Genomic DNA, 21,629 nt, shown 5'->3' with positions numbered 1-21,629 from the left:
CAGGACGTTGATAGGCTGGGTGTGGAAGTGCAGTAATGCATTAAGCTAACCAGTACTAATTGCCCGTACGGCTTGTCCCTATAACCTTGGTAGTCACAAGGTCGAGTACAACTGCTCGATACAAAAGCTACAACCCAACTTACTTCTTCCAGATTCAGAGCTTCGCTTGACGTAGGGTTGGCGGCTTCGCCGCCGACGCGTTCAACGAATGCTCGTACAAGTCAAGCCTGATGACCATAGCAAGTCGGTCCCACCCCTTCCCATCCCGAACAGGACCGTGAAACGACTTTGCGCCGATGATAGTGCTGCAACCAGTGTGAAAGTAGGTTATCGTCAGGCTAGTTATATAGAAAAACCCCACCAGGTGATCCTGGTGGGGTTTTTTGCTTTTCGAGCCTACAAACGTTGAATGGCATGCTCGATCGAAATGCGTACGCTTGCGACGCGTAGACGGCAGAGCGCAGGGCAGCCGAGGCCAACCGAACCGCAGAGTTGCCGACGCGTACTGCTGGTCCGGACCTTGGGTTGCCGGTGATGTGGCTGCCGACCTTTTCAACCCGCCCACATCCTGCCGCTCAAACACCCCACAAGATATCGGTCTTGTTATCCCGCGCCGATCGCATCATTTCCAGCAGCGGATACATCCGTGCCGAAAAGGTGACCACCTCGATCGGTTGATGTTCGTGATCATCTTCATCGCGATGGTGCGCCTGGACATCTTGCGCCACCTGGTCGGTCGCCTGGTGCTTGCGGCTCTCTTCGATCTCGGCCTCGAGCAGCGGGATCACACGTTCCGCTTCTTCCGCGGTGATGACACCGCGTTCCGGATCCTTGTGCAACAGGTCGAGAATGCGCTTGGCATGCTCCTGGTACATCAAGACCTCTGGGTAGGATCTGCATTTAAAGGTAATCAACATGGCTATCTCTTGGTTTTGTTAGTGTTTAAACGATAGCACGACTGACACGGGCACACAGTGCGCGCGCTCGCACAACGTTCAGATCCGCTTTACCTTCAGGAGCCAAGCCGCCCCGAGCACGACGACGGCCAGCGCGCCGCTTCCCACCACCGCCAGTGCGCTCACATCCGACAACGGCGCGCGCGTGGCCCCGGCGAGGAACCAGCCCAGCGCTCCCCAGGCCAGGTTGTTGAACAGTTCGAGCATATTCATCACGATGCCGCCCTTGCCGCGTCCCTTGAAGTTGCTGCGCACGCCAGGCCGGCCGCACCAGAACACGATCAGCCCGGCGCCCAGCACGGCGCCGCACACCGTGAAACCGACAGCCAGCCCCGCAGCCGGCGTGCGCACGGTCAGCCACAGCAGCGGGACAGCCACCAGCGCCAGCACCGGCATGACGGCCGCCGCCAGCTTGGCGCGCCGCACCGTCGATAGGGACGCGGGCGACGCCAGCAGCAGGTCCGGGGCATCCTCGGCCGACAGCGCGATCCATGCCAGCGCGCCGGTCAGCGAGCCGCACAGCATCGTCAAGCCGGCGCCCAGCGCCTGCACCTGCACGTCGGCGCGCTGGAAGATGAGGAAGAGCAGCGGCAGCAGGAACAGCAGCTGCAGCAGCACCTGCGACAGCAGATGCGGATCGCGCACGATCAGGCGCCACTCCTTGACGACGACGGTATAGAACAGGCTGCGCCCGAAGCGCAGAGACCGAGGCAGCAGCGCCGTGGGCGCCGCACCTGCATGCGCCGCCGATGCCGCCAGTTGCAAGCCACGCGCGAAGAAGCGGTGGGTACGCCGCGCCGTCAGCGCGAATACCACGGCCGCCAGCGTGGCCAGCAGCAGCATCGGCAGCGGTTCGCCGAGCATGGCGCGCGCCGGCAGCAGCAACGGGTGTTCGCTCATGCCGTCCTGGCGCAACAGGCCGTCGAGCACCTGGCGCGCGCGGCCTTGCGAATCCCTGGACGACAGCGCGTGCAGCTGCGATGCGATGACCAGCAAGGCCCCGGCCAGCGCACCGATCACCTGCGCCACCACGCGGGTGCGGCGCGCGCCAAACATGCGCACCAGGCCGAGCGTGAGCAGCATCGCCGCGCAGCTGCACAGCACCGCGACCGAGATCACGCCCGGATAAATGCCGAGCCAGCGCCACTGCCCCTGCAGCAGGCCGGCATGGGCGAATGGCGCCAGGAAGAACAGGTACACGGCGGCGGTGCTGGCCGCCACGCCGGCCAGGCGCACGGCAAAAATGCTGTGTGAGGGCAGGGGCGACGACAGCAGCAGGTCGAGGTCGCTGCGCTCGAACAGCACCAGCACGCAGGACTTGATCGCCGACGACAGCATGAAGGTCGCGCCGCCCGCGAGTGCGGCCGAGATGGCGAGCAGGATGCGCGGATCGTCGCCCGCCACGCCGGCCAGGGCGCGCACGCCCACCCATGCCAGCAGGTGCAGGGCGGCCCAGCCGAACAGCGCGAGGCCGATCGCGGCATTGCCGGGCCGCCGCTTGCCGGCGTCTTTCTTGCCGCCCGCGGCATTGAACCAGGCCAGCCGCAGCTCATGCCGCAGCAGCCAGCCGACGCCGCCCGGCGCCGCCCTCATGGCGCGGCCGTCAGCTGCAGGAACACGTCTTCCAGGCTGCCGCCCCGGGTGCGCGCGCGCAGCTCGTCCAGCGTGCCTTCGGCGATCAGGCGGCCCTGGCGGATGATCCCGATGCGCTGCGCCAGCCGCTCCGCCACTTCGAGGATGTGCGTGGTCAGGATGACCGTACCGCCCTTGGCGACGTGGGCCAGCAGCAGGTCCTTCACCTGGCGCGCCGCGGCTGCATCCAGGCCGGTGAGCGGCTCGTCGAGGATCAGTAGTTCTGGTTCGTGGACCAGGGCCCCGGCCAGGGCCAGCTTCTGCTTCATCCCGCGCGAGAATCCTTCGGTCAGCTCGTGCGCATGCCGGCTCAGGTCGAGCCAGTCGAGCAGCGCGCGGGCGCGCGGCTCGGCTTCTTCCGCACGCACGCCCCACAGCCCGGCCACGAATTCCAGGTACTCGAACGGTTTGAGTTTCCCGTACAGCATCGGCTCGTCCGGCAGGTAGGCCATCCTGGCCTTGGCCGCCGCCGGCGCGCCGGCCAGGTCGATGCCCAGCACCTCGATGCTGCCGGCATCCGGCGCCAGCAGGCCGGCGACCAGCCGCAGCGTGGTGGTCTTGCCGGCGCCGTTCGGGCCGAGCAGGGCGTAGAACTCGCCGCGCCGCACGACCAGGTCGAGGCCATCGACGGCGGGGCGGCCGAAATCCTTGCGCAGGCCGGTCAGGCGCAAGGCGGGTGGATGCGCATTCATGAAGGTCTCACAGGGGCGCGAACGAGGACAGGAACTGGTCGACCTGCTCGGGCGGCGTCGCATTCGCGGGGCCCAGCACGATGACCTGGTAGAAGCGCTCGCCGCGTGCCTCGAAGCGGCCATGCAGGCGCATCGGCTTGCCGTTGGCGGCGCCCGCCGCCTCCACCCGCAGGCCGTCCTGCGGCGCCGGCGCCGCTGGCTCGGCATCCTCGCCGGCGCCGATATTGCGCAGCAGGGCCAGGCGCATCGCCGGCAGCGCGGCGCGGGCGCGCGCCGCATCGGGCGCCGTGGCAGCGCCAACGGCGAAGGTGGAGCCGTCGACTTCGGCCGCCGTCATGGTCATCTCCACCCGCAGGCCGTCGAGGTCCACTGCGCGTGTGAAGGTGGCCGGCTTGGCCGGGAACAGGATCTTGTAGCGGCCTTCCTGGCTCGTGTGTTCGCGCCAGTTATAGGTGGGATTGCAGCCGGCCAGCAGGCTTGCCGCCAGCATGGCCGGGACGAGGATGCGCAAGCGCATTCGGAGCGGATTCGGTGGTCGCATGGCACGATAGTAGCAGCAGCGGCTGCCTCTCTTGCCGTTTTTGGGGAGCGAGCGGCGACGGTATTGCTTGGCCGCGGGCTGGCTTTCGTAGCAAGGAAACGACGCGCCGGGCGGGCCGGCCTCTGTCGAAGAAAAGGGACTTCGGCCCGCCCGGCGCGTCTTGGCGTATTATTTTCCCTGTCGCGCATTCAAGGATCATCATGAAACGCAGAATCGGATTCCTGCTCCCGCCCGGCTTCCAGGCGCTCGACCTGATGGCCACTACCGTCTTCGAGATCGCCAACGGTCTCGACGGGGGACCGTTCTATGACATGACCATGCTGTCCGAGCACGGCGGCGTGCTTGCCAGCTCGTCCGGCGTCGGCGTGTTCACCGACGCCTTCGACCGGCGCGACTACGACACCCTGATCGTGGCCGGCATCATGACCCCGGTCGGCTTCAAGTCGAGCACGCCGTTCCTGAACTTCCTGCGCGACGCCAGCGCGGTCGCGCGCCGCACCGCCAGCGTCTGCACCGGCGCCTTCATCCTGGCCGAGGCCGGCCTGATCGACGGCCGCCGCGCAACCACCCACTGGGCGCTGGCGCGCGACCTGCAGCGCGCCTGCCCGAAGTCGCGCATCGAGGAAGACCGCATCTACATCAACGACGGCCGCGTGTGGACCTCGGCCGGCATGACCGCCTGCATCGACCTGTGCCTGGCGATGGTGGAGGAAGACCTGGGCAAGGACGCGTCGAAGCACATCGCGCGCCAGATGGTGGTCCACCACCGCCGCAGCGGCGGCCAGTCGCAGTTCTCGGCCCTGCTCGAGCTGGAGCCGAAATCGGACCGCATCCAGCAGGCGCTCACCTATGCCAAGAGCCACCTGCGGCGGCCGCTGTCGGTCGATGAGCTGGCCGGGGCGGCCAACCTCAGCACGCGCCAGTTCAGCCGCACCTTCCGCCGCGAGACCGGGCAATCGCCGGCGCGCGCGATCGAGGTGCTGCGGGTCGAGGCGGCGCGCGCCATGATCGAGACCAGCAACCACTCGATCGACGCGGTCGCGCGCGAGACGGGCTTCGCCGACCCCGAGCGCATGCGGCGCGCTTTCCTGCGCGCCTTCGGGCAACCGCCGCAGGCGATCAAGCGCGCGGCGCGGGAACAGGCAGCCCTGGCCTGAATACCCGAACGTAGGGAGGCTCAATCGTCGCGCAGCGCGCGCCGGTAGCCGATCGCCTCGGCCACGTGCTTCGAACCTACCTCGTCCAGTTCGGCCAGGTCGGCGATCGTGCGCGCCACCTTGAGCGCGCGGTGGTAGGCCCGCGCCGACCAGTGCAGGTGCCGGGCCGCGTCATGCAGCAACCGGCGCCCGGCGTCGTCGGGCGCGCAGTAGCGGTCGATCTCCCCTGGTCCCAGCTGGCTGTTGGGCCGACCCTGGCGCGCGAGCTGGCGCGCATGGGCCAGCGCCACCCGCTGCGCGATGCTTGCACTCGGTTCGCCATCGGCCTGCGCTCCCATGCTGTCGGGCGCCATGGCCATCACCGGCAGCTGGATGTCGATGCGGTCGAGCAGGGGCCCCGATATGCGTCCCTGGTAGCGCAGCACCGCGTCCGGCGTGCAGCGGCACTTGCCGCTGGCGTGGCCGAGCCAGCCGCAGGGACAGGGATTCATCGCCGCGATCAGCTGGAAGCAGGCCGGGAAATCGGCCTGGTGGGCCGCGCGCGAGATCGTGATCGATCCCGACTCCAGCGGTTCGCGCAGCACTTCCAGTACGCGGCGGTCGAACTCGGGCAGCTCGTCGAGAAACAGCACCCCGCGATGGGCCAGCGACACCTCGCCCGGGCGCGGCAGGTTGCCGCCGCCGACCAGGGCCACGCCGGACGTGGTGTGATGCGGACTGCGAAACGGCCGCTGGCGCCAGCGCTCGGGCGCGAAGCCGCCGGCCAGCGACTGCACGGCGGCCGATTCGAGCGCCTCGGCTTCGCTCATCGGCGGCAGCAGGCCGGGCAGGCGCGCCGCCAGCATGCTCTTGCCCGCGCCTGGCGGGCCGACCAGCAGGACGGAATGGGATCCGGCGGCCGCCACCTCGAGCGCGCGCTTGGCGTGCTGCTGGCCCTTGACCTCGGCGAAGTCGGGATACCGCGGCGCATGTGATAACCCGGGGCCATGGTGGCGCGCCAGCTTCGGCGCGTCGGGCCCGTTGGCGAAGTGCGCGCAGACCTCGAGCAGGGTGCGCGCCGGGTAGATGGCGGCTGCCTCGACCAGCGCCGCTTCGTCGGCATTGGCCAGCGGCAGGATGAAGGCGCGCCGCTCGTCATGGCCGTCGCGCGCCATTGCGAACGCCATCGCCAGCGCGCCGCGCACCGGACGCAGTTCGCCCGACAGCGATAGTTCCCCCGCAAATTCGTAGCGGTGCAGCGCGTCGTCGCGGATCTGGCGCGAGGCGGCCAGGATGCCCAGCGCGATCGGCAGGTCGAAGCGGCCGGACTCTTTCGGCAGGTCGGCCGGCGCCAGGTTGATCGTGATGCGGCGCGCCGGTATATCGAAGCCGGAATTCTGCAGCGCCGCGCGCACGCGGTCTTTCGCTTCGCGCACTTCGGTATCGGGCAGGCCGACGATCGCAATCGTAGGGCTATAATGGAACTTTCCAGTCAGCAACAGGAATTCAAGTGCCCACCGCATACAGCTACATCCGCTTTTCCACCCGTGCGCAGGCCGACGGTGACAGCCTGAGACGCCAGACCGAGAAAGCCCGCACCTACGCCCGCAAACACGACCTAACCCTTGATGACCGGCTCACCTTTCAAGACCTTGGCGTATCGGGTTACGACCGCTCCAACGTGACCACAGGCCAGTTGGGCGCGTTCATAGAGGCCGTCGAGGCTGGCAAGGTCGAACGCGGCTCTTTCTTGCTAGTTGAGCAATTCGACCGATTGTCACGAGCAAAGCCAATTGTCGCGTTCCGTCAATTGGAAGAGCTTATCAGGGCTGGAATTCAGGTAGTAACCTTGGACGATGAAAAGGTTTATAACAATGATTCCGTCGACGATATATCGATGCTATTTCTTTCAATGGCAACGATGTTTCGTGCCCATAATGAATCGCTTTCCAAATCGAAACGAATTGGGGAGGCATGGAAAGCGAAAGTCGCTCGCCGCGAACCCGTTCTTACAAGAGAATGTCCGCGCTGGTTGACTGCTCGCGCCGACCGCTCAGGGTTCGACATTATCGAGGAGCGGGCCGAATCTGTACGGCGAGTCTTCGAATTGACGCTGAAAGGTTACGGCAATGTCGCTATCGCCCGCCGCGCCAATGCTGAAAAGTGGCCGCATCCGGGAAAGGCGGCTTTGTGGAGCCAAAGTCTTATAACAAAAATCGTTCGAAATCGCGCCGTTATTGGCGAGCATCATCCGCACCAACAAAAAGACGGCAAACGAGTCCCAATTAGCGAACCTTGGCCCAACTATTACCCGCGCGTTATTTCTGACGAAGATTTTGCGCTGGCGAACTCAATTAAATCTCAACGTGAAAAGGTTCCGAGGAGGCGCGACAAACATTATAAGAACCTATTCCAAGGAATTCTCACTTGTGGTGCCTGTGGTGCCTCCATGGTTCGCAAAAACAAAGCGTCCACCAAGCAGCAGGGATACTTCATTTACATGTGCGCCCAGCGCGTAAGCGGCGCGACGAAGTGCACCAGCGTAGCCGGGCCGCTGCTTGAGAAAGCGCTGCTAACGAACATCTACGTCGAAGCCTATCCGCAAATCCGCACGGACGAGGAAGCGCAGAGATTGAAGGGTCGCCAGGCAATGTTGGCGCTTGATCTGTCAACAAAGAAGGCAGAGGCTGAGCGACTGGTCAACGCCATCGCAACAACCGATTCGCCTTTGCTAATCGAGCGGCTGACCGGCACGGAAAAGGCACTGAATGAGCTTAGTATGGAATTGCAGCAGGTTCAACGGAAAATCGGCGAATTGCAACTCACAAACCAGACTATCGGTTCGATGATGACTAGCGTTTTCCTCGACGATTATCAGCGGGTGCAGGATGAGAAAGAAATCGAGTTTCGTGCGGAATTGCGCGAAAAGATTTTAAGTGTCGTTCGGAGAATCGTTGTGTATCCTGAAAAGCAGAACGCAATCTTCTTCTACAAGCATATTACGGAACCGAATTCCCAGCCGCTAGACTGGGAAGAATACATAAATTTTGATGAACTGCCAGAGCTTATGTCCCACGCAGCGCAATTCTTAAAAAAGACAGATTGAACGTAAGGACCTCTGAACAATGAGAGGCGTCAATTATCGAAGGCGCTAAAGCTGCTGAGCGAACCGGAATCGCCGAACATATCAGTTGTTGTGTCCGTCGAAAAATGATTATCAGCAACACCAAACGGGTTTCCGTTAATATCAATGTTCGTATCAGGTATCATCGGCGTACCGTCAATATTTACGATATGGCTGAACAAAGAGGAGAAGAGGGGCGTAAGGGTCATTTATATTTTCCAATTAGGTTCGAACTGCCGTTCGATTTTAGCATAAGAAAAGCCCCGCCCGAGCGAGGCTTTTCACTGAATGGACCTAAACTTTCCGTGACCTAAGTTTTTTTTCGCAACCGCTAATTATCAATGGGTCGCCAATCAGGTGTGTTTTGCAGATACCTCGGCACCGCGCAATTCTGTCCAGTGTGCTCTCTGCGCTGTTGCTTACTACGAGTACTCCAATCGTATAGCCACTGTCAAAATTTACGGTCACTGCATCGAACTCCTGAAATTGTTTCTCGAGCAACCCAGCGCGCAACCCCGCTTTCCCGACTACAGCTAGTCCAGCTGTCCGATGTTCAATCAAATATTCGACTACCGTAATCTGCTTTTGAAAATGGAGCGTCGACAAATCATAACCATGATGCGCCCATCCTCGGCTATATCCTTGGCTCTCTAGTTCAGCATTAACTCTCCCGGCCCCTGGCTCTGTTAAAACCCACGCTTTCACGCCAACCGGAGTTTGTCTTTCCAGAACTTGTTTTTTTGCTGCAAGCCTTTTCAAGACAAGCTGGGCTTTATTGATTGCCACATGCTTTGTACTGTCTATCCAGACCCATGACGCTATTTGGCTGGTTATCATCCAGCCGCAATTTGCAAGTGCTTTGAGGACTTCCAATTCGTTTTGCGCGGCCTTGAGTTTATTGTGGTTCATTCGGTGTACTCCCTGTTTATGGACATACACCGTGTAGCCACTCCGATAAAGAATTGTTCGCTGCGCTCACGCGCTCGCTGACGCTCGCCCTCGACCGTTCGCTTTACGCCGGCTGGACGCCGTCTCGCTCACTATATCGGCTGTACGCCGCCATTCTCGCCCCGGCGGGGCCCGGCACTTCGGCCGGGGGGCCCCATGTTCCGGCTTTGCCGGATCATGGGGCCCCCCGCCCTGCGGCCGTCCCCGGGCTGCACCCCACTGGAGGCGAATGCAGCTGGGGCTGCATGTCGTCCACCAGCGGCCCCCGCCGGTCCTCGCTGGGGCGAGGATGTTCGCTGTCGCTCACACCGTTTTCACGGCCGATTGTGCCCTGCTGGGGCAGGGTGGGATATTCCGCGAATCCTGTACGAGTTACCCACATCGATGCCCTCTCTCGCCTGTTATAAGGGCGGAGGACATCGATATGGATAACTCTCTATCTCGATTACTACCCTGCCGTCCAATATCAAACGAAGAGCTACTTCGAACTCTTGTATGCGACGTACAACCTCATCTCTATATCGGTTGTACGCTCAATACATATGCTATAGGTTGTACTGGAAATACTACCTAACCTTGAACATACCAATACCACCCTATCAGACCAGTAGCGCCGGCAATTTCCGAGATAAGAAAGTCATCACCTTGGCGCATTGCCGCTGCGCGGCGTACGACTTCGTCGTATATGGGCCACGCGGCTAGGCCGCGAGACTTACAAAATGAGGCAACCGCGAGGGCTTCAAAAATATAAAACACCGTCCTATAGGTTGTATCAAGGATAGAACTTGATTCTCCCTCAATCAATATGGACCTTTATATGAATACCACCAGCAAGACAAAAAATACCGCTTGGTTTGGCGGCTCTTTTTCCGTTATTCCATTTGACGCAGTGCTCGACAAACGCCTCAAGCCTCGGCAGCTTAAAGTCTTGCTCATTCTCGCGAAACATGCAGATAGGTCGTCGGGCATCGCTTATCCAAGCCTCGACCGAATTGCGGAGATGTGCGGATTTTTCTCTAACGGGCTGCCCGACCGTGCACTCGTCTCACGCTTGATTTCCAATGAGTCAGGCAAAGGTACGGGTCCAGGGCTAGTGCAACTTGGATATGTTAAGAAATTGGGTTGGCTAGCAAATCGCACAAGCCAGTCATACCGGCTCCAGTGTGCGCACATTTCAGTCGATGACCTAAATCAACCAACCAACAGACAGAAATCTGAGGTTGAAGCGAAGACTGAACTCGAAGCGAAGAAAGAACGGCGGCTAGCAAAGGAGCGCGCGGATGCGGAGGCGTATTTTTCAGAGTTTGAAGATGAAAAATACAAAGATGCCGTGATTGAAATGCCAGTTATGAACAGTCCGCAGTCTCGCACCGTTGATTGCGAATATACAAAAAATGACGTGCAGCAGGCATTCCGAGATGGGACTTGGGGCGATATTCCAAGGCACATCGTTGAGCATTACGGATTTCGGTACAGCTTTGCTGAATAAAAAGATAGCCCGAAAGCGTCGGGCTCATTCTTAGCTAAGTCTTCAATGACTGAGCTTGTGTAGCTATACAGAAAAAAGAAAAAGAAAGCCCCGGCAGTTCCCAGCCGGGGCTTAGATTTGTATTGGCTATTTACTTACCGGACATATTTCATCCGAAGCGCGCTCTTGTACAAACGTCCAGCTCTTAACTGACCAACGAATTTTGGATGCTTTTCGAAAATTCCGACCTCAGTCATTAGTTGAAGAACGCTTCTGAGCTTTACACTATCAATTCCGATGCTCAACAATTCTAAATCACGAATTAGAGCTTCCTGAGCGAATGGTGTGGCCTTTCCCTCTAGCGCAGCAATAAGGGCATCTACTAATCTTCTATTTTCTGCATCATCTTGAGACAAATCGAGTAATACGTAAAGCTCTTGTTTGACTTCGTTCACAAAATGTGAGGAAGCTTTAGCATGAGCGTCAAGAACGATAGTATGGAGTACTCTGCCGTTTTCTAAAGTTGCCTCTCCCTTATCTTCTAGCTCGCGCGAAATTGAGGCAATCTCAACAAGGAATGTCTCGAAAAGTCGAGGATAGAATGACGAACCGTAATCAAACTTACCGCTAGCGTCCGAGAAATAAGTTTCGAAGAAGGTTAAGGTTTGAAGATTGCTGCGCCTCAACTTTTGAGGGAAAATTTCTAGAAGTATTTCTTCATATACGTTCGCGTTGAGACGGCCAGCGCGAATAACACTGAGATTCTGTTCAATCTTTGCACAAGTGTTAGGAAACTTCTCCGTATACCAGCGCATGCTATATATTTTTGCAAGAACATAGTTGAAGATACTGTCGCTATCCCAGCGAAGCTCTACGATTCTTTGGCTAGTCTGCTGCTCAACATTCTGCGAAGCGTTATTCAGTAGGTCACTTCGCAAGAAGAGCCGAGCCTGGAGTTTCGTACGGAAATTCGCGTCAGACTGAAGAGTTAGCATAAATATGAGCAACTCTTCGATAAACGTACGTAATTTCGCAGCCGGTACCGCCGTTTCGATACCATCAATTAAGAATATCCGTTCTTTACTGATTGTCGATAGCTGACTTGCTACGTAATGCGGCGTACTTCTTTCGCGCCGCACTTCAACTTGCAGTGCCGCAAAAGACGCAACCGCAGAGTTTAAACCTCCATCGTCGATTGTGGCAGGTAAGCTAAGTCCTAAGCCGAGTAGTGCCCACCAAAAACGTCCATAGTCATTTTCGCACGCGGCAATTAGCTGTGAATACGCCACGCTCTGGCTTCTCATACCGCCTTGCTCGAAATCCGCTGCTGCAAATAATGGTTCGGCAATTTTTCGAGCAACCATCTCGCGATAAAGACGAGTTTTTCCTGTTCCTTTCCTGCCAATAATGTAATTCACTGGAGAGGAAGGGGAAAAAAGTTTTGCAATATCGCTAGTCTCGATAAACCAACCGCTATCGGTGGCACCACTCGGTGAGCGCTCATCGTTGAGTTTAGCTCCGATTGAGGGCCCCATAGCAGCCTTTGACAACGATAGAACTTCCCGTAACTGACGAATAGAGGACTGGTTAACGACGTTCAGCTTAGTTACGTCAGGAGATATAGTTCCAATAAACTGTTTATCGTAATACCAGCCTATCCAATACCTATATAGGTCCTCGATGGGTAAAAGCGTGTCTTCTTCAGCCCCTCTTGCCAATCCCTTAGCAACTTGTTCAAGTAGACTGTGAATGTGTTCTCCCCTGCGGTCGAAGATTTTTTCTTCTGTATCGTCATTATCAATGGAGAAACATACATAGGCCCCTGGGTTCTCGGGAAACTGAGAAAATAAGGTCTCAAACGCTCCCATTGCCTGCTCGGACAAGCCATCTGGCCGAACCGATACCACAGTTGGGCCGCCCCAATTACGGATAATCGGCAGTACAGACGAGGCAATCCCAGTACGGTGGTCAAATATAACTAGGTCATATTTGGCTGTCGAGTCAGGATTGATGACAAACTTCTTCAGCTTCTCAAGGGCATTTCTTAACATCGACACATCGAGGCCGACTCGAAGTGCGAACGCTGCGAAATCCATATCGTATTGGCTACTACGGGGACGACACGGGATAATTTCGATTATCCCGTTTGATTGAGGCGAAGCGTATGCCGCAAGCGGAGATATTTCTTCCGCCCAACCGCTTAACCCCATAAGCGTCGACTCAACATTAGGACTACTTGTTTCGAAAAGAAAGTCTAATGAGGGAGCCTCAGTATCGGCATCAATAATAAGAATCCTATAGCCGTCTTCAGCTAAGCTCTTCGCAAGCATCGCGAGCACTGTGGTTCGTGCCTGACCACCTTTGTAACCGTAAAAATGAAGTGCAGGTATTGGCCCTAATGGTGCTGGAGGTAGTTTATCCCTAGTTTCGCTATCCAAAAATGGAAGCCAATGTTGCGAACCTGGAGTCGAATCTACAAACGCATATCTCGATTTGCGCTCGGCCTCGCTCAGCAAGCATAATGACACGGTCGCCGTCGCAACTAAACGATTAAAGGACTCTTCGGATACGCCACATTTCTTTAGGAAATATTCAATTTGATAATCTTCGTCACGTCCAGCAAAATCATCTGAGAGGCAAAACACATAAAGCGTCGGATGAACGTAAGCGATTTCGACGTTGGCGAAATTGGCCCGGCAGGTATCGAGCAATTCTTGAATAGTCATACAGGCTCTTTGGTAATTGAAAGCAGAGTGGTGTAGATTTGCTGAACGTGGGACTGTAGAGCCGCGATGTCTGCACTTGTTGAGCAATAATTAGGAAAATCGCTGTTGTGGCGAACGTAGCGGATATCTGGATATGAAGACGGTCTCACTGGGCCTAGCGAACTAACACCTTGACGTTTCAATGCTGATAATCTTGTCGCCAAACCGCCAGACAACCCATTTATGGTTCCTACATCGGAGGGGGCTATTTCTGGCCGTAGCGCCAAGGTGGTAAGTAAAACTGGGACATTATGTGTGCCCTGTGTCGGCGTGCCATTGTTTTTTAAGTACTGGATTAGCATCATCTCTATGCAGCACAATTGACAATAGGTTGACACTAAAGGTGACGATAAGGTGAATCCGCTAGCAAACGCATTTCGATTATATAGATGAGCCATCAGTGCCTCGTACCAGTTGATTGACAAGTGTACACCGTCGGTGACCGTCGGTACATTACATAATGAAAACTTTTTGCTCGTTATCCAAAGTGCATGCGTAGCAGGTTTCGCGACACCAGACACTTTTGCCGACGAGTTCTATTACGGTTGCACCTTTGCGATGCCCGGCAGGCCGTTGGCCAGGTGCACCTCGACGTTGACGGCGGGCGCTTCCATGCCGGCCAGGGCACGGCTTCTGAGGACGGCAAGACTCATCGTATTCCTTCCGCATGAAGCTGGAAAGGCCCTATCGTAAGGCGCATGCGTAGCCGTCCGTTGAGAACGGACAGGTGTGTCATGCTACCTGCCTGGCTCCGCACTCAGCAATCGGGCACGTTCAAATCCACCGTCCGGCAGTCTCTTGAGCATGTCCGCAGGACGTCGTCGACTGCGGCGTCGAACACCCTTCTTGCGCCTGCGATCGCATTCTCGACTGCACGTAATCTGCCCTCCGCTTCATCGGCCCGGCGAAAATAGCTTACCGATAGGCCCAAAAAAACAATTGCCGCAACAGCAAATCCGAAGGCGAGCGCTCCCCCGATGAAAGGGATGAACGCCGACGCTACCGCAAGAATGGCAGCGGCTACTGATAAAACCAGAAATATTGCTGCCCACATACGCAAATTATTGACTTCATCTCTTAGCGCCCGCGCGTTACTGCACAGCTCCGAAATGCGATTTCGTGAGCGCTGCGCCTCCGACTCGGCCTCGACGCAGGCGGAGTTGTCCAGGCAAAGCAAGGCGCTGCCAGGAAGGGGGAAGGATTCCTGTCCAGGCACGGCCGCGATCCCCCAGACTGGCTCGGGGAGTTCGAACTCTGCGCCTGTCTGGCAATCCATGGCCCTGAGCCGGAACGGCAGGCGTTCGCGCTCGATCCGCTCGATGCGGATCTCTGCCTCATCGGGGCATTCGAAGATCGCCGAGAGCACGGTGAAGTTGAAGCGGTCGAGGAGCGTGACTTTGCGGATTCCGGTCCCCGGGTCGGCAACCAGCGTCACGAAGCCTGTTACGGTGAAGTCGTCGCTGCCGCTCACTCCTGTCCCACTGATACGGATCATATCGTTCCCTCATGGCTTGGCGATCGGCTTCGTATGGCGGACATCCACGGCCGCCGACAGCGCAATTTCGCGCGTTGAAACTCTAGCATTGGTGCCGATGCCTGATTTGCAATCGACCAATCGTGAAGCTGCGTCAGCGCAAGCGGCCCACGTCCAATGCGCGAGGCATGCGCAGGCCTGCGTGTCTAATATGCATGACGTCTGCACGAGCATCCGATAACGTCGTCCATTCCCCGATATCGACCATCTGTCACAAAAAACAGACATTGCATTCCATTAACGCTACATTGTCTGCAAGGAAAGAACCACCATCATCACCATCCCAGGAGTGACCGCCGATGTTATCGATCAAGCAGCTCAACAAGACGTATGCCAATGGCGTAAAGGCCATCAACAATGTCAGCCTCGAAATCCCGAACGGCATGTTCGGCCTGCTCGGTCCAAACGGCGCCGGCAAGTCCTCGCTGATGCGCACCATCGCCACCTTGCAGGATCCCGACAGCGGCAGCATCCACTTCCACGGCCTCGACGTGCTGAAGGATAAGGAGAGCCTGCGCCGTCAGCTCGGCTACCTGCCGCAGGACTTCGGGGTCTATCCGAAGGTCAGCGCGGAAAAGCTGCTGAACCACTTCGCCGTCCTGAAAGGCCTGACCGGCAAGGGCGAGCGCCGCGAGATCGTCGACGCCCTGCTGCACCAGACCAATCTGTGGGAAGCGAGGAAGCGCGGCCTGGGCACGTATTCGGGCGGCATGCGCCAGCGCTTCGGCATCGCCCAGGCGCTGCTCGGCGCGCCGCGCCTGGTCATCGTCGACGAACCGACCGCGGGCCTCGATCCCGACGAGCGCAATCGCTTCCTGAACCTGCTGGCCAAGATCGGCGAGCAGGTGGTGGTCATCCTGTCGACCCACATCGTCGAGGACGTGACCGACCTGTGCCCGCGCATGGCCATGATCGCCAGGGGCACGGTGTTGCTGCAGGGCGAGCCGCAGGCCGCGATCGATACCCTGAAAAGCCGCGTGTGGCGCCGCACCGTCACCCAGGAAGCCCTGCCCGAATACCAGGAGCGCTTCAACGTGCTGTCCACCCGCCTGGTGGCGGGCCGGCCGCAGATCAACGTGTATGCCGAGTCGCAGCCGGACGACGGTTTCGTCAGCGTCGAGCCGGACCTGGAAGACGTCTACTTCCTGCAGATCCGCAACGCCAGCCGCGCGGCCGGCCAGGCGGCGTCCGCCCAGGTTGCGCCGGTGACGGCGTGAGGAGCGCGGCATGCTGAGAGAATTCTTCAAGTTCGAGCTGGACTTCCAGCTGCGCCAGCCCTTGCTGTGGGTGTGCGCGCTGATCTTCGGCGCGCTGGCCTTCGGCGCCACCACCAGCGATGCGATCCAGGTCGGCGGCAGCATCGGCAACGTCAACCGCAACGCGCCGACCGTGGTCGCGCAGCTGCTCGGCATCTTCAGCCTGATGTCGATGTTCGTCGTCACCATCTTCATCGCCGGCGGCGTGCTGCGCGACGCCGAAGTCGGCATTTCCGACATGCTGTTCGCCACGCCGATGAAAAAGCACGACTACCTGATCGGCCGCTTTGCCGCCGGCCTGGTGGCCTGCCTGCTCATCTTCGCCATGATCGTGCTCGGCATGATGCTCGGCCCCCTGATGCCCTGGGTCGACGTCCAGCGCGTCGGTCCTTTCCCCGGCGCGGCCTACCTGTGGGCGCTGGGCGTGCTGGTCGTGCCCAACCTGTTCTTCATCGGCGCCTTGCTGATGCTGCTGGCCGCCACCACGCGCTCGATCATGATGGTGTACGTCGGCGTGATGGGGTTCTTCGTGCTCTGGATCGTGGCCGGCAGCTTCACCGCGAACATCGACAACGAGTGGATCGCCGTTCTGGCCGACCCCTTCGGCCTGCGCGCCCTTGGCCGCGCCACGCGCTATTTCTCGACCGCCGAATCGAATGCCGGCCTGCCCGACGTCCGGGGTTACATGCTGGCCAACCGCCTGCTGTGGAGCGCGGTCGCGCTGGTGCTGGTCGGCCTGACCCTGGCCCTGTTCAAGCCGCAGCGCGCCGGCACCGGCAAGCGCCTGTTCGGCAAGGCCAAGGCGCAGGCACTGCCTACCTTCGCGCCGGTGCAAGTGGCGTTGCCGCGCGTCGCGCCGCAGTTCACGAGCGCCACGCGCTGGATCCAGTGCTGGCACATCTTCGCCTTCGACGCCGTCGCGGTGTTCAGAAGCGTGCCGTTCCTCGTCCTGCTGCTGTTCGGCGTGCTGAACATGGTCGGCAGTGCGAGCGTGCTGGACGAGATGTTCGGCACCGACGTCTATCCGCGCACCCACCTGATGATCGAGCTGCTGAAAGGGTCGTTCAACTTCCTCCTGATTATCATCGTCACCTTCTATGCGGGCGAATTGATCTTCAAGGAACGCCAGGCCAGGATCGCCGACGTGAGCGACGCCATGCCGATGCCGAACTGGGCGCCGCTGGTCGCCAAGAGCCTGGCGCTGGTGGGCGTGGTGCTCGTCTTCCTGTTCGCCGGCATCCTGACCGCGATCGCGATCCAGCTGCTGCGCGGCGGGGCGCCGGTCGAATTCGGGGTGTACGTCCAGGGCGTGTTCATGGCCGGCCTGCCGTTCGTCCTGATGGCGCTGATCGCCATCGTGCTGCAGGTCGTCACCAACAATAAGTTCATCGGCTACCTGCTGGTGATCGTCCTGTTGATCGCGCAGATCGTCCTGTCGGTGATGCACTTCGATCACAACCTGTACAACATCGCGCTGCTGCCCGAGACGCCGTATTCGGACATGAACGGCTTCGGCCATTTCGTCACGGGCTGGGCCTGGTTCGCGCTGTACTGGACCCTGTTCTGCCTGGCGGCGCTGATCGTGGCCCAAGCCTTCTGGGTGCGCGGCCTGTCGGTCGCGTGGCGTGCGCGGGTGCGCGAAGCGGGCCGCCGCCTGAGAGGCGGCGCGGGCGTGGGGCTGGCGCTGTGCACGATCGCCTTCGCCCTCGTCGGGGGCTGGATCTTCCATCACACCGTGACCCTGGGCGGCTACGAAGCCAAGAACGTGAGCATGGACAAGCAGGCCAGGTACGAGAAGAACTACCGCCAGTACAAGGACCTGCCGCATCCGAAGGTCATCGACGTGCGCGCCGCGGTCGACATCTATCCGGAGCAGCGCCGCGTGACCGTCAAGGGCAACTACGTCCTGGAGAACAAGACCGGCCAGCCGCTCGATACCCTGCGCCTGCAGTTCAATCCCGACGTCGTCACCACCCTGGGCAAGCTGCCGCCGCACCAGGTGGTGCTGGACGACACGGAATCGGGCTTCAGGATCCTGAAACTGGCCGCACCCCTGGCGCCGGGCGCGCGCCTGCCGCTCGACTTCACGGTCGACGCGCACCGCCAGGGCTTCTCGAATTCTGGCAAGGCCGACACCTTCAACCTGAACGGCACGTTCTTCAACAACCATGAGTTGTTCCCGATGATCGGCTACCAGGCCGACTTCGAGCTGAGGGACCGCAACGAGCGCCGCAAGCGTGGGCTGGGCGAGCCGGAGCGCATGGCCAGGCTCGAGGACGAGGCGGCGCGCGCCAACTCCATGTTCGGCGGCGGCGCGGACTGGATCGACTTCGAGACCACGGTGTCGACCAGCGGCGACCAGATCGCGCTGGCGCCGGGCTACCTGCAACGGTCGTGGAAGGAGAACGGCCGCAACTACTACCACTACAAGATGGACCAGAAGATGATGCCGTTCTTCGCCTACCTGTCGGCGCGCTGGCAAGTGACGAAGGGCGACTGGAACGGGATCCCGATCGAGATCTACCACGACGCCAAGCACGGGTATAACGTGGACCGGATGATCGAGGCCACCCGCAAGTCGCTGGACTACTTCACCACCGAGTTCACGCCATACCAGCACAAGCAGGTGCGCATCCTGGAGTTCCCCAACTACCAGTCCTTCGCCCAGTCGTTCGCCAACACGATCCCGTTCTCGGAGTCGATCGGCTTCATCGCCGACCTGCGCGACAAGGAAGACATCGACTACGTGTTCTACGTGACGGCCCACGAGATGGCGCACCAGTGGTGGGGCCACCAGGTCACGGCCGCCAACGTGCAGGGCTCGAGCATGCTGATCGAATCGCTGTCGCAGTACTCGGCGCTGATGGTGATGGAGAAGGAGTACGGACGCCACCAGATGCGCCGCTTCCTGCGCTACGAGCTCGATCGCTACCTGCGTTCGCGCGGCGGCGAGGCGATCGATGAGCTGCCGCTCATGCGCGTGGAAAACCAGGACTACATCCACTACCGCAAGGGCAGCCTGATCTTCTATCGCCTGCGCGACGAGATCGGCGAACAGGCGCTCAACCGCGCGCTCAAGCGCTTCCTGGAAGACAAGGGCTACCAGGAGTCGCCGTTCACCACCTCGAAGGAGCTGCTCGACTACATCCGCGCGGAGGCGCCGGCCGACAAGCACGCCCTGATCTCGGACATGTTCGAGAAAATCGTGTTCTACGATAACCGCGTGACGCAGGCTTCGGCGAAGAAGCGCCCGGACGGCCAGTGGGACGTGACGATGACGCTGCACCTGGCCAAGAGGGAAGCCGACGGCAAGGGCAAGGAAACCGCGCGCGCCTACGACGAGCCGGTGGAGATCGGCGTGTTCGCCCGTCCCAGGGGCGGCAAGGAAGCCGACGAAAAAGTGCTGCTCCTGGAAAAGCGCGTGCTCTCCGGCGACGACCCGGTGGTGACGGTTACGGTGAAGGAGCAGCCGTTCGAGGTGGGCGTCGATCCCTACAACAAGATGATCGACCGCGTGTCGCGCGATAATCGCAAGGAGGTCAGCGTCGAATGACGCAGGGCGCCCAGGCCGCTGCAGCGGCCTGGCGCTCACTCGCCCTCACTTACCCTCGGTCATGCGTGACGTCATAGTGCTCGAAGTGCTTCCACGTTCCATCCGGCAGGCTGGATTCGAGCACGCATTGCCAGGACGCGGCGGCCGGATCGTAGCGCCAGGTATTGCGGAACGGCCCGGTCGCGTAAGGGATGATGAACTGGATGGTATTGCCGTCGATTTGTAAGGTCCCGTGCGGGATCGACGACTTCGGCCCGAAGCGGTACATCCAGTGCACGACGACCGAAACGATGGCCTTACCGCCACGCTATCCGCGCCGCATGCGCCGTTCGATTGGCGCGACCTCGCATGAATGCGGAGATGGCGGCATACTGGCGCTCATTCATCTCCACCTTCATCTGCACCTTCCTCTCCATCGCCACTCCTGCTCACACGATGAAACGGCTCACCGCAATCCTGTTGATCATCTCGCCGCTGTTCGCGCATGCCGAACCGCCCCCCGCCGCACGCCAGGAAATCGCCCACCTGATCGGCTACCTCACCGCCTCCGGCTGCAGCTTCCAGCGCAACGGCAGCTGGCACGAAGCCGCAAAGGCGGCCAGCCATCTCCAGCGTAAATACGATTACCTGCTCAAGCGCGACCTGGTCGCATCGAGCGAGGATTTCATCGCGCGCGCCGCCAGCGAAAGCAGCCTCAGCGGTAAGCCCTACCAGGTCCGCTGCGGCGGCAATGCGCCCGTCGCCAGCGCCGCCTGGCTCAGGGCCGAGCTGGCGAAGTATCGCGCTGCACGCCCATCCCGCTGAGCTTGCGCATCCTGCGATGTGGGGCCGACCGTAACCGTTGTGATCATGGGTATCCCGGCTGCATTGACTCGTTCATAACTTTCATGTGAGGATTTGTTCTATATTAAATAACAACATTATCTGACCGCAGAAGCGGGACTGGCCGCGACAAACAGGGCCGGGTTGGGACGAGAGGAGTGCAATGCTGGCTAGGAGCTTGGCATGGTGGGTGCTGGTGTTGCTGTTGGGCGTATGGAATGGCGCCGCAGATGCCGCCCAAACCGACCCGATTGCGCGGTTGATGCACCAGAAGCGCTATGGAGAGGCGAACAGCGCGATCGAGGCCAGGCTGGCGCGCAATGCCACCGATGCGACGGCGCTGGCCGCGTCGGTCGACCTGCGCATCGCCCGGGGCGAGCCGGACGACTTGCCGCAGGCGCGCACCGAAGCCGATCGCTGCGTCCGGGCCAATCCGGACAGCAGCGTCTGCGCCGAAGCGCTGGGGAACGTCATGCTGGCGCAGTCGCGCGCCGGCGGCCTGGTTGCGTTCGTGCGCAATGCGCATGCCACGCGCGACACCCTGGAGCGCGCGATCCGCTTCGATCCGATGAATTACCGCGCCCGCGTGACGCTGATGCGCTTTTATCTCGACGCGCCATTCTTCCTGGGGGGCAGCGAGGGGCGCGCGCGCGAACTGGCTGCCGAAGCGTGGCGCCTCGATCCCGACCTGACCCGCCTGATGCGCGCCATGTCCGCTGTCGAAGAAGGAAAGCTGGACGACGCCGAGCAGCACATTCTGGCAGCCGACCTGACGCAGTATGAACTGGTGCAGAGCAGCCAGCGCGAATTGCTGCTGACCCTGGCGAGCGCCCACCTCGGCGCCGGCCGCTATGCGCAGAGCCGCAGGCTGTTCCAGGAACTGAGCCGCCGGCTGCCGTCCAGCGAGCAGGGACCCTACGGACTGGCGCAGGTTGCGCGAGCCCAGGGACGGCTGGCCGAAGCCGCGCTGCAGTTGGAGCGGGCGGCGGCGATCGCCCCCAAGCCCTATGTCTACAAGACGCTGGGCGAAGTCTACGAAGCGCGCCGCGACCGGCCGCGCGCGATCGCGGCCTACCAGGCGGCGCTGGCGGGCGTCCCGCCGCTCGCGCGGCGCGAGATGAAGCAGGTGACGGCGCACCTGGCGCAGCTGAAGCGCCGCTGACGCTTGACCGGAGAATGGCGACTCACGAGGCGACTCACGA

The 21,629-nt window shown here is 60.2% G+C and carries 17 protein-coding genes, 2 rRNA genes and 1 pseudogene; 9 read left to right on the top strand and 11 right to left on the bottom strand.

The window, feature by feature from the left end; translation table 11 throughout:
• Both ABIB38_RS13935 and rrf read left to right on the top strand, forming a co-directional pair.
• Positions 1–80, top strand: a 23S ribosomal RNA gene (locus ABIB38_RS13935); the annotation flags it as partial.
• Between the two features lie 146 nt (positions 81–226).
• A 5S ribosomal RNA gene (gene rrf, locus ABIB38_RS13930) occupies positions 227–339 on the top strand.
• Between the two features lie 236 nt (positions 340–575).
• Here rrf and ABIB38_RS13925 read toward each other — a convergent pair.
• From ABIB38_RS13925 to ABIB38_RS13910, 4 genes are all read right to left on the bottom strand, one after another.
• Positions 576–917: a DUF1840 domain-containing protein gene (locus ABIB38_RS13925; protein WP_429204690.1), complete on the bottom strand. Its 342-nt coding sequence runs from the start codon at positions 915–917 to the stop codon at positions 576–578.
• 78 nt (positions 918–995) lie between these two features.
• Entirely contained in the window at positions 996–2,549 is a 1,554-nt protein-coding gene (locus ABIB38_RS13920; RefSeq protein WP_429204689.1) for a putative ABC transporter permease subunit, read from the bottom strand.
• Entirely contained in the window at positions 2,546–3,280 is a 735-nt protein-coding gene (locus tag ABIB38_RS13915; protein WP_429204687.1) for an ABC transporter ATP-binding protein, read from the bottom strand. The genes ABIB38_RS13920 and ABIB38_RS13915 overlap by 4 nt, the downstream gene beginning before the upstream one ends.
• Before the next feature lie 7 nt (positions 3,281–3,287).
• A complete protein-coding gene (locus tag ABIB38_RS13910; protein ID WP_429204685.1) occupies positions 3,288–3,797 on the bottom strand; it encodes a hypothetical protein in 510 nt (169 codons plus the stop codon).
• Positions 3,798–4,021: 224 nt separating this feature from the next.
• On the opposite strand from ABIB38_RS13910, the gene ABIB38_RS13905 reads away from it, so the two are divergent.
• Positions 4,022–4,978 carry a GlxA family transcriptional regulator gene (locus tag ABIB38_RS13905; RefSeq protein ID WP_429204684.1) on the top strand — a complete coding sequence of 319 codons (957 nt, stop codon included), beginning with the start codon at positions 4,022–4,024 and terminating at the stop codon, positions 4,976–4,978.
• A 20-nt stretch (positions 4,979–4,998) separates the two neighbouring features.
• On the opposite strand, the gene ABIB38_RS13900 is transcribed toward ABIB38_RS13905, so the two are convergent.
• On the bottom strand, positions 4,999–6,480 hold the full coding sequence (locus tag ABIB38_RS13900; protein WP_429204682.1) for a YifB family Mg chelatase-like AAA ATPase: 1,482 nt from the start codon (positions 6,478–6,480) through the stop codon (positions 4,999–5,001).
• On the opposite strand from ABIB38_RS13900, the gene ABIB38_RS13895 reads away from it, so the two are divergent.
• Positions 6,468–8,063: a recombinase family protein gene (locus ABIB38_RS13895; RefSeq protein WP_429204680.1), complete on the top strand. Its 1,596-nt coding sequence runs from the start codon at positions 6,468–6,470 to the stop codon at positions 8,061–8,063. The genes ABIB38_RS13900 and ABIB38_RS13895 overlap by 13 nt on opposite strands.
• 29 nt (positions 8,064–8,092) lie before the next feature.
• Here ABIB38_RS13895 and ABIB38_RS13890 read toward each other — a convergent pair whose 3' ends face one another.
• Entirely contained in the window at positions 8,093–8,290 is a 198-nt protein-coding gene (locus ABIB38_RS13890) for a hypothetical protein (protein ID WP_429204678.1), read from the bottom strand.
• Between the two features lie 85 nt (positions 8,291–8,375).
• The gene (locus ABIB38_RS13885) at positions 8,376–8,990 is read right to left on the bottom strand and encodes a hypothetical protein (protein ID WP_429204676.1); all 615 of its coding nucleotides are present in this window, start codon (positions 8,988–8,990) and stop codon (positions 8,376–8,378) included.
• 856 nt (positions 8,991–9,846) lie between these two features.
• On the opposite strand from ABIB38_RS13885, the gene ABIB38_RS13880 reads away from it, so the two are divergent.
• Positions 9,847–10,518, top strand: a complete 672-nt coding sequence (locus ABIB38_RS13880) for a helix-turn-helix domain-containing protein (RefSeq protein WP_429204675.1) — start codon at positions 9,847–9,849, stop codon at positions 10,516–10,518.
• Between the two features lie 134 nt (positions 10,519–10,652).
• Here ABIB38_RS13880 and ABIB38_RS13875 read toward each other — a convergent pair whose 3' ends face one another.
• From ABIB38_RS13875 to ABIB38_RS13865, 3 genes and pseudogenes are all read right to left on the bottom strand, one after another.
• Complete coding sequence (locus tag ABIB38_RS13875) at positions 10,653–13,223, bottom strand: MinD/ParA family ATP-binding protein (protein ID WP_429204673.1); 2,571 nt, start codon at positions 13,221–13,223, stop codon at positions 10,653–10,655.
• A 602-nt stretch (positions 13,224–13,825) separates the two neighbouring features.
• Positions 13,826–13,915 (bottom strand): annotated as a pseudogene (locus ABIB38_RS13870) (magnesium chelatase domain-containing protein); the annotation flags it as partial.
• A gap of 104 nt (positions 13,916–14,019) precedes the next feature.
• Complete coding sequence (locus ABIB38_RS13865) at positions 14,020–14,757, bottom strand: hypothetical protein (protein WP_429204672.1); 738 nt, start codon at positions 14,755–14,757, stop codon at positions 14,020–14,022.
• 338 nt (positions 14,758–15,095) lie between these two features.
• Here ABIB38_RS13865 and ABIB38_RS13860 point away from each other — a divergent pair, with 338 nt between their 5' ends.
• Together ABIB38_RS13860 and ABIB38_RS13855 are read left to right on the top strand one after the other, a co-directional pair.
• Positions 15,096–16,013 carry an ABC transporter ATP-binding protein gene (locus tag ABIB38_RS13860; protein ID WP_429204671.1) on the top strand — a complete coding sequence of 306 codons (918 nt, stop codon included), beginning with the start codon at positions 15,096–15,098 and terminating at the stop codon, positions 16,011–16,013.
• 10 nt (positions 16,014–16,023) lie between these two features.
• A complete protein-coding gene (locus ABIB38_RS13855) occupies positions 16,024–19,605 on the top strand; it encodes a M1 family aminopeptidase (RefSeq protein ID WP_429204670.1) in 3,582 nt (1,193 codons plus the stop codon).
• Positions 19,606–19,654: 49 nt separating this feature from the next.
• Here the strand turns inward: ABIB38_RS13855 and ABIB38_RS13850 are convergent, their stop codons facing one another.
• Positions 19,655–19,873 carry a hypothetical protein gene (locus ABIB38_RS13850; RefSeq protein WP_429204668.1) on the bottom strand — a complete coding sequence of 73 codons (219 nt, stop codon included), beginning with the start codon at positions 19,871–19,873 and terminating at the stop codon, positions 19,655–19,657.
• Positions 19,874–19,965: 92 nt separating this feature from the next.
• Here ABIB38_RS13850 and ABIB38_RS13845 point away from each other — a divergent pair, with 92 nt between their 5' ends.
• Positions 19,966–20,409, top strand: coding sequence for a DUF5329 domain-containing protein (locus ABIB38_RS13845; RefSeq protein ID WP_429204667.1), 444 nt, complete (start codon positions 19,966–19,968; stop codon positions 20,407–20,409).
• 181 nt (positions 20,410–20,590) lie between these two features.
• Entirely contained in the window at positions 20,591–21,589 is a 999-nt protein-coding gene (locus tag ABIB38_RS13840) for a tetratricopeptide repeat protein (RefSeq protein ID WP_429204665.1), read from the top strand.
• The last annotated feature ends 40 nt before the right edge of the window (positions 21,590–21,629 follow it).

It is taken from the genome of Massilia sp. UYP11, assembly GCF_050434805.1.
GTDB lineage: Bacteria > Pseudomonadota > Gammaproteobacteria > Burkholderiales > Burkholderiaceae_D > Telluria.
Note: the sequence above shows the minus strand (reverse complement) of the source record. Positions and strands in the feature narration are given on the sequence as shown.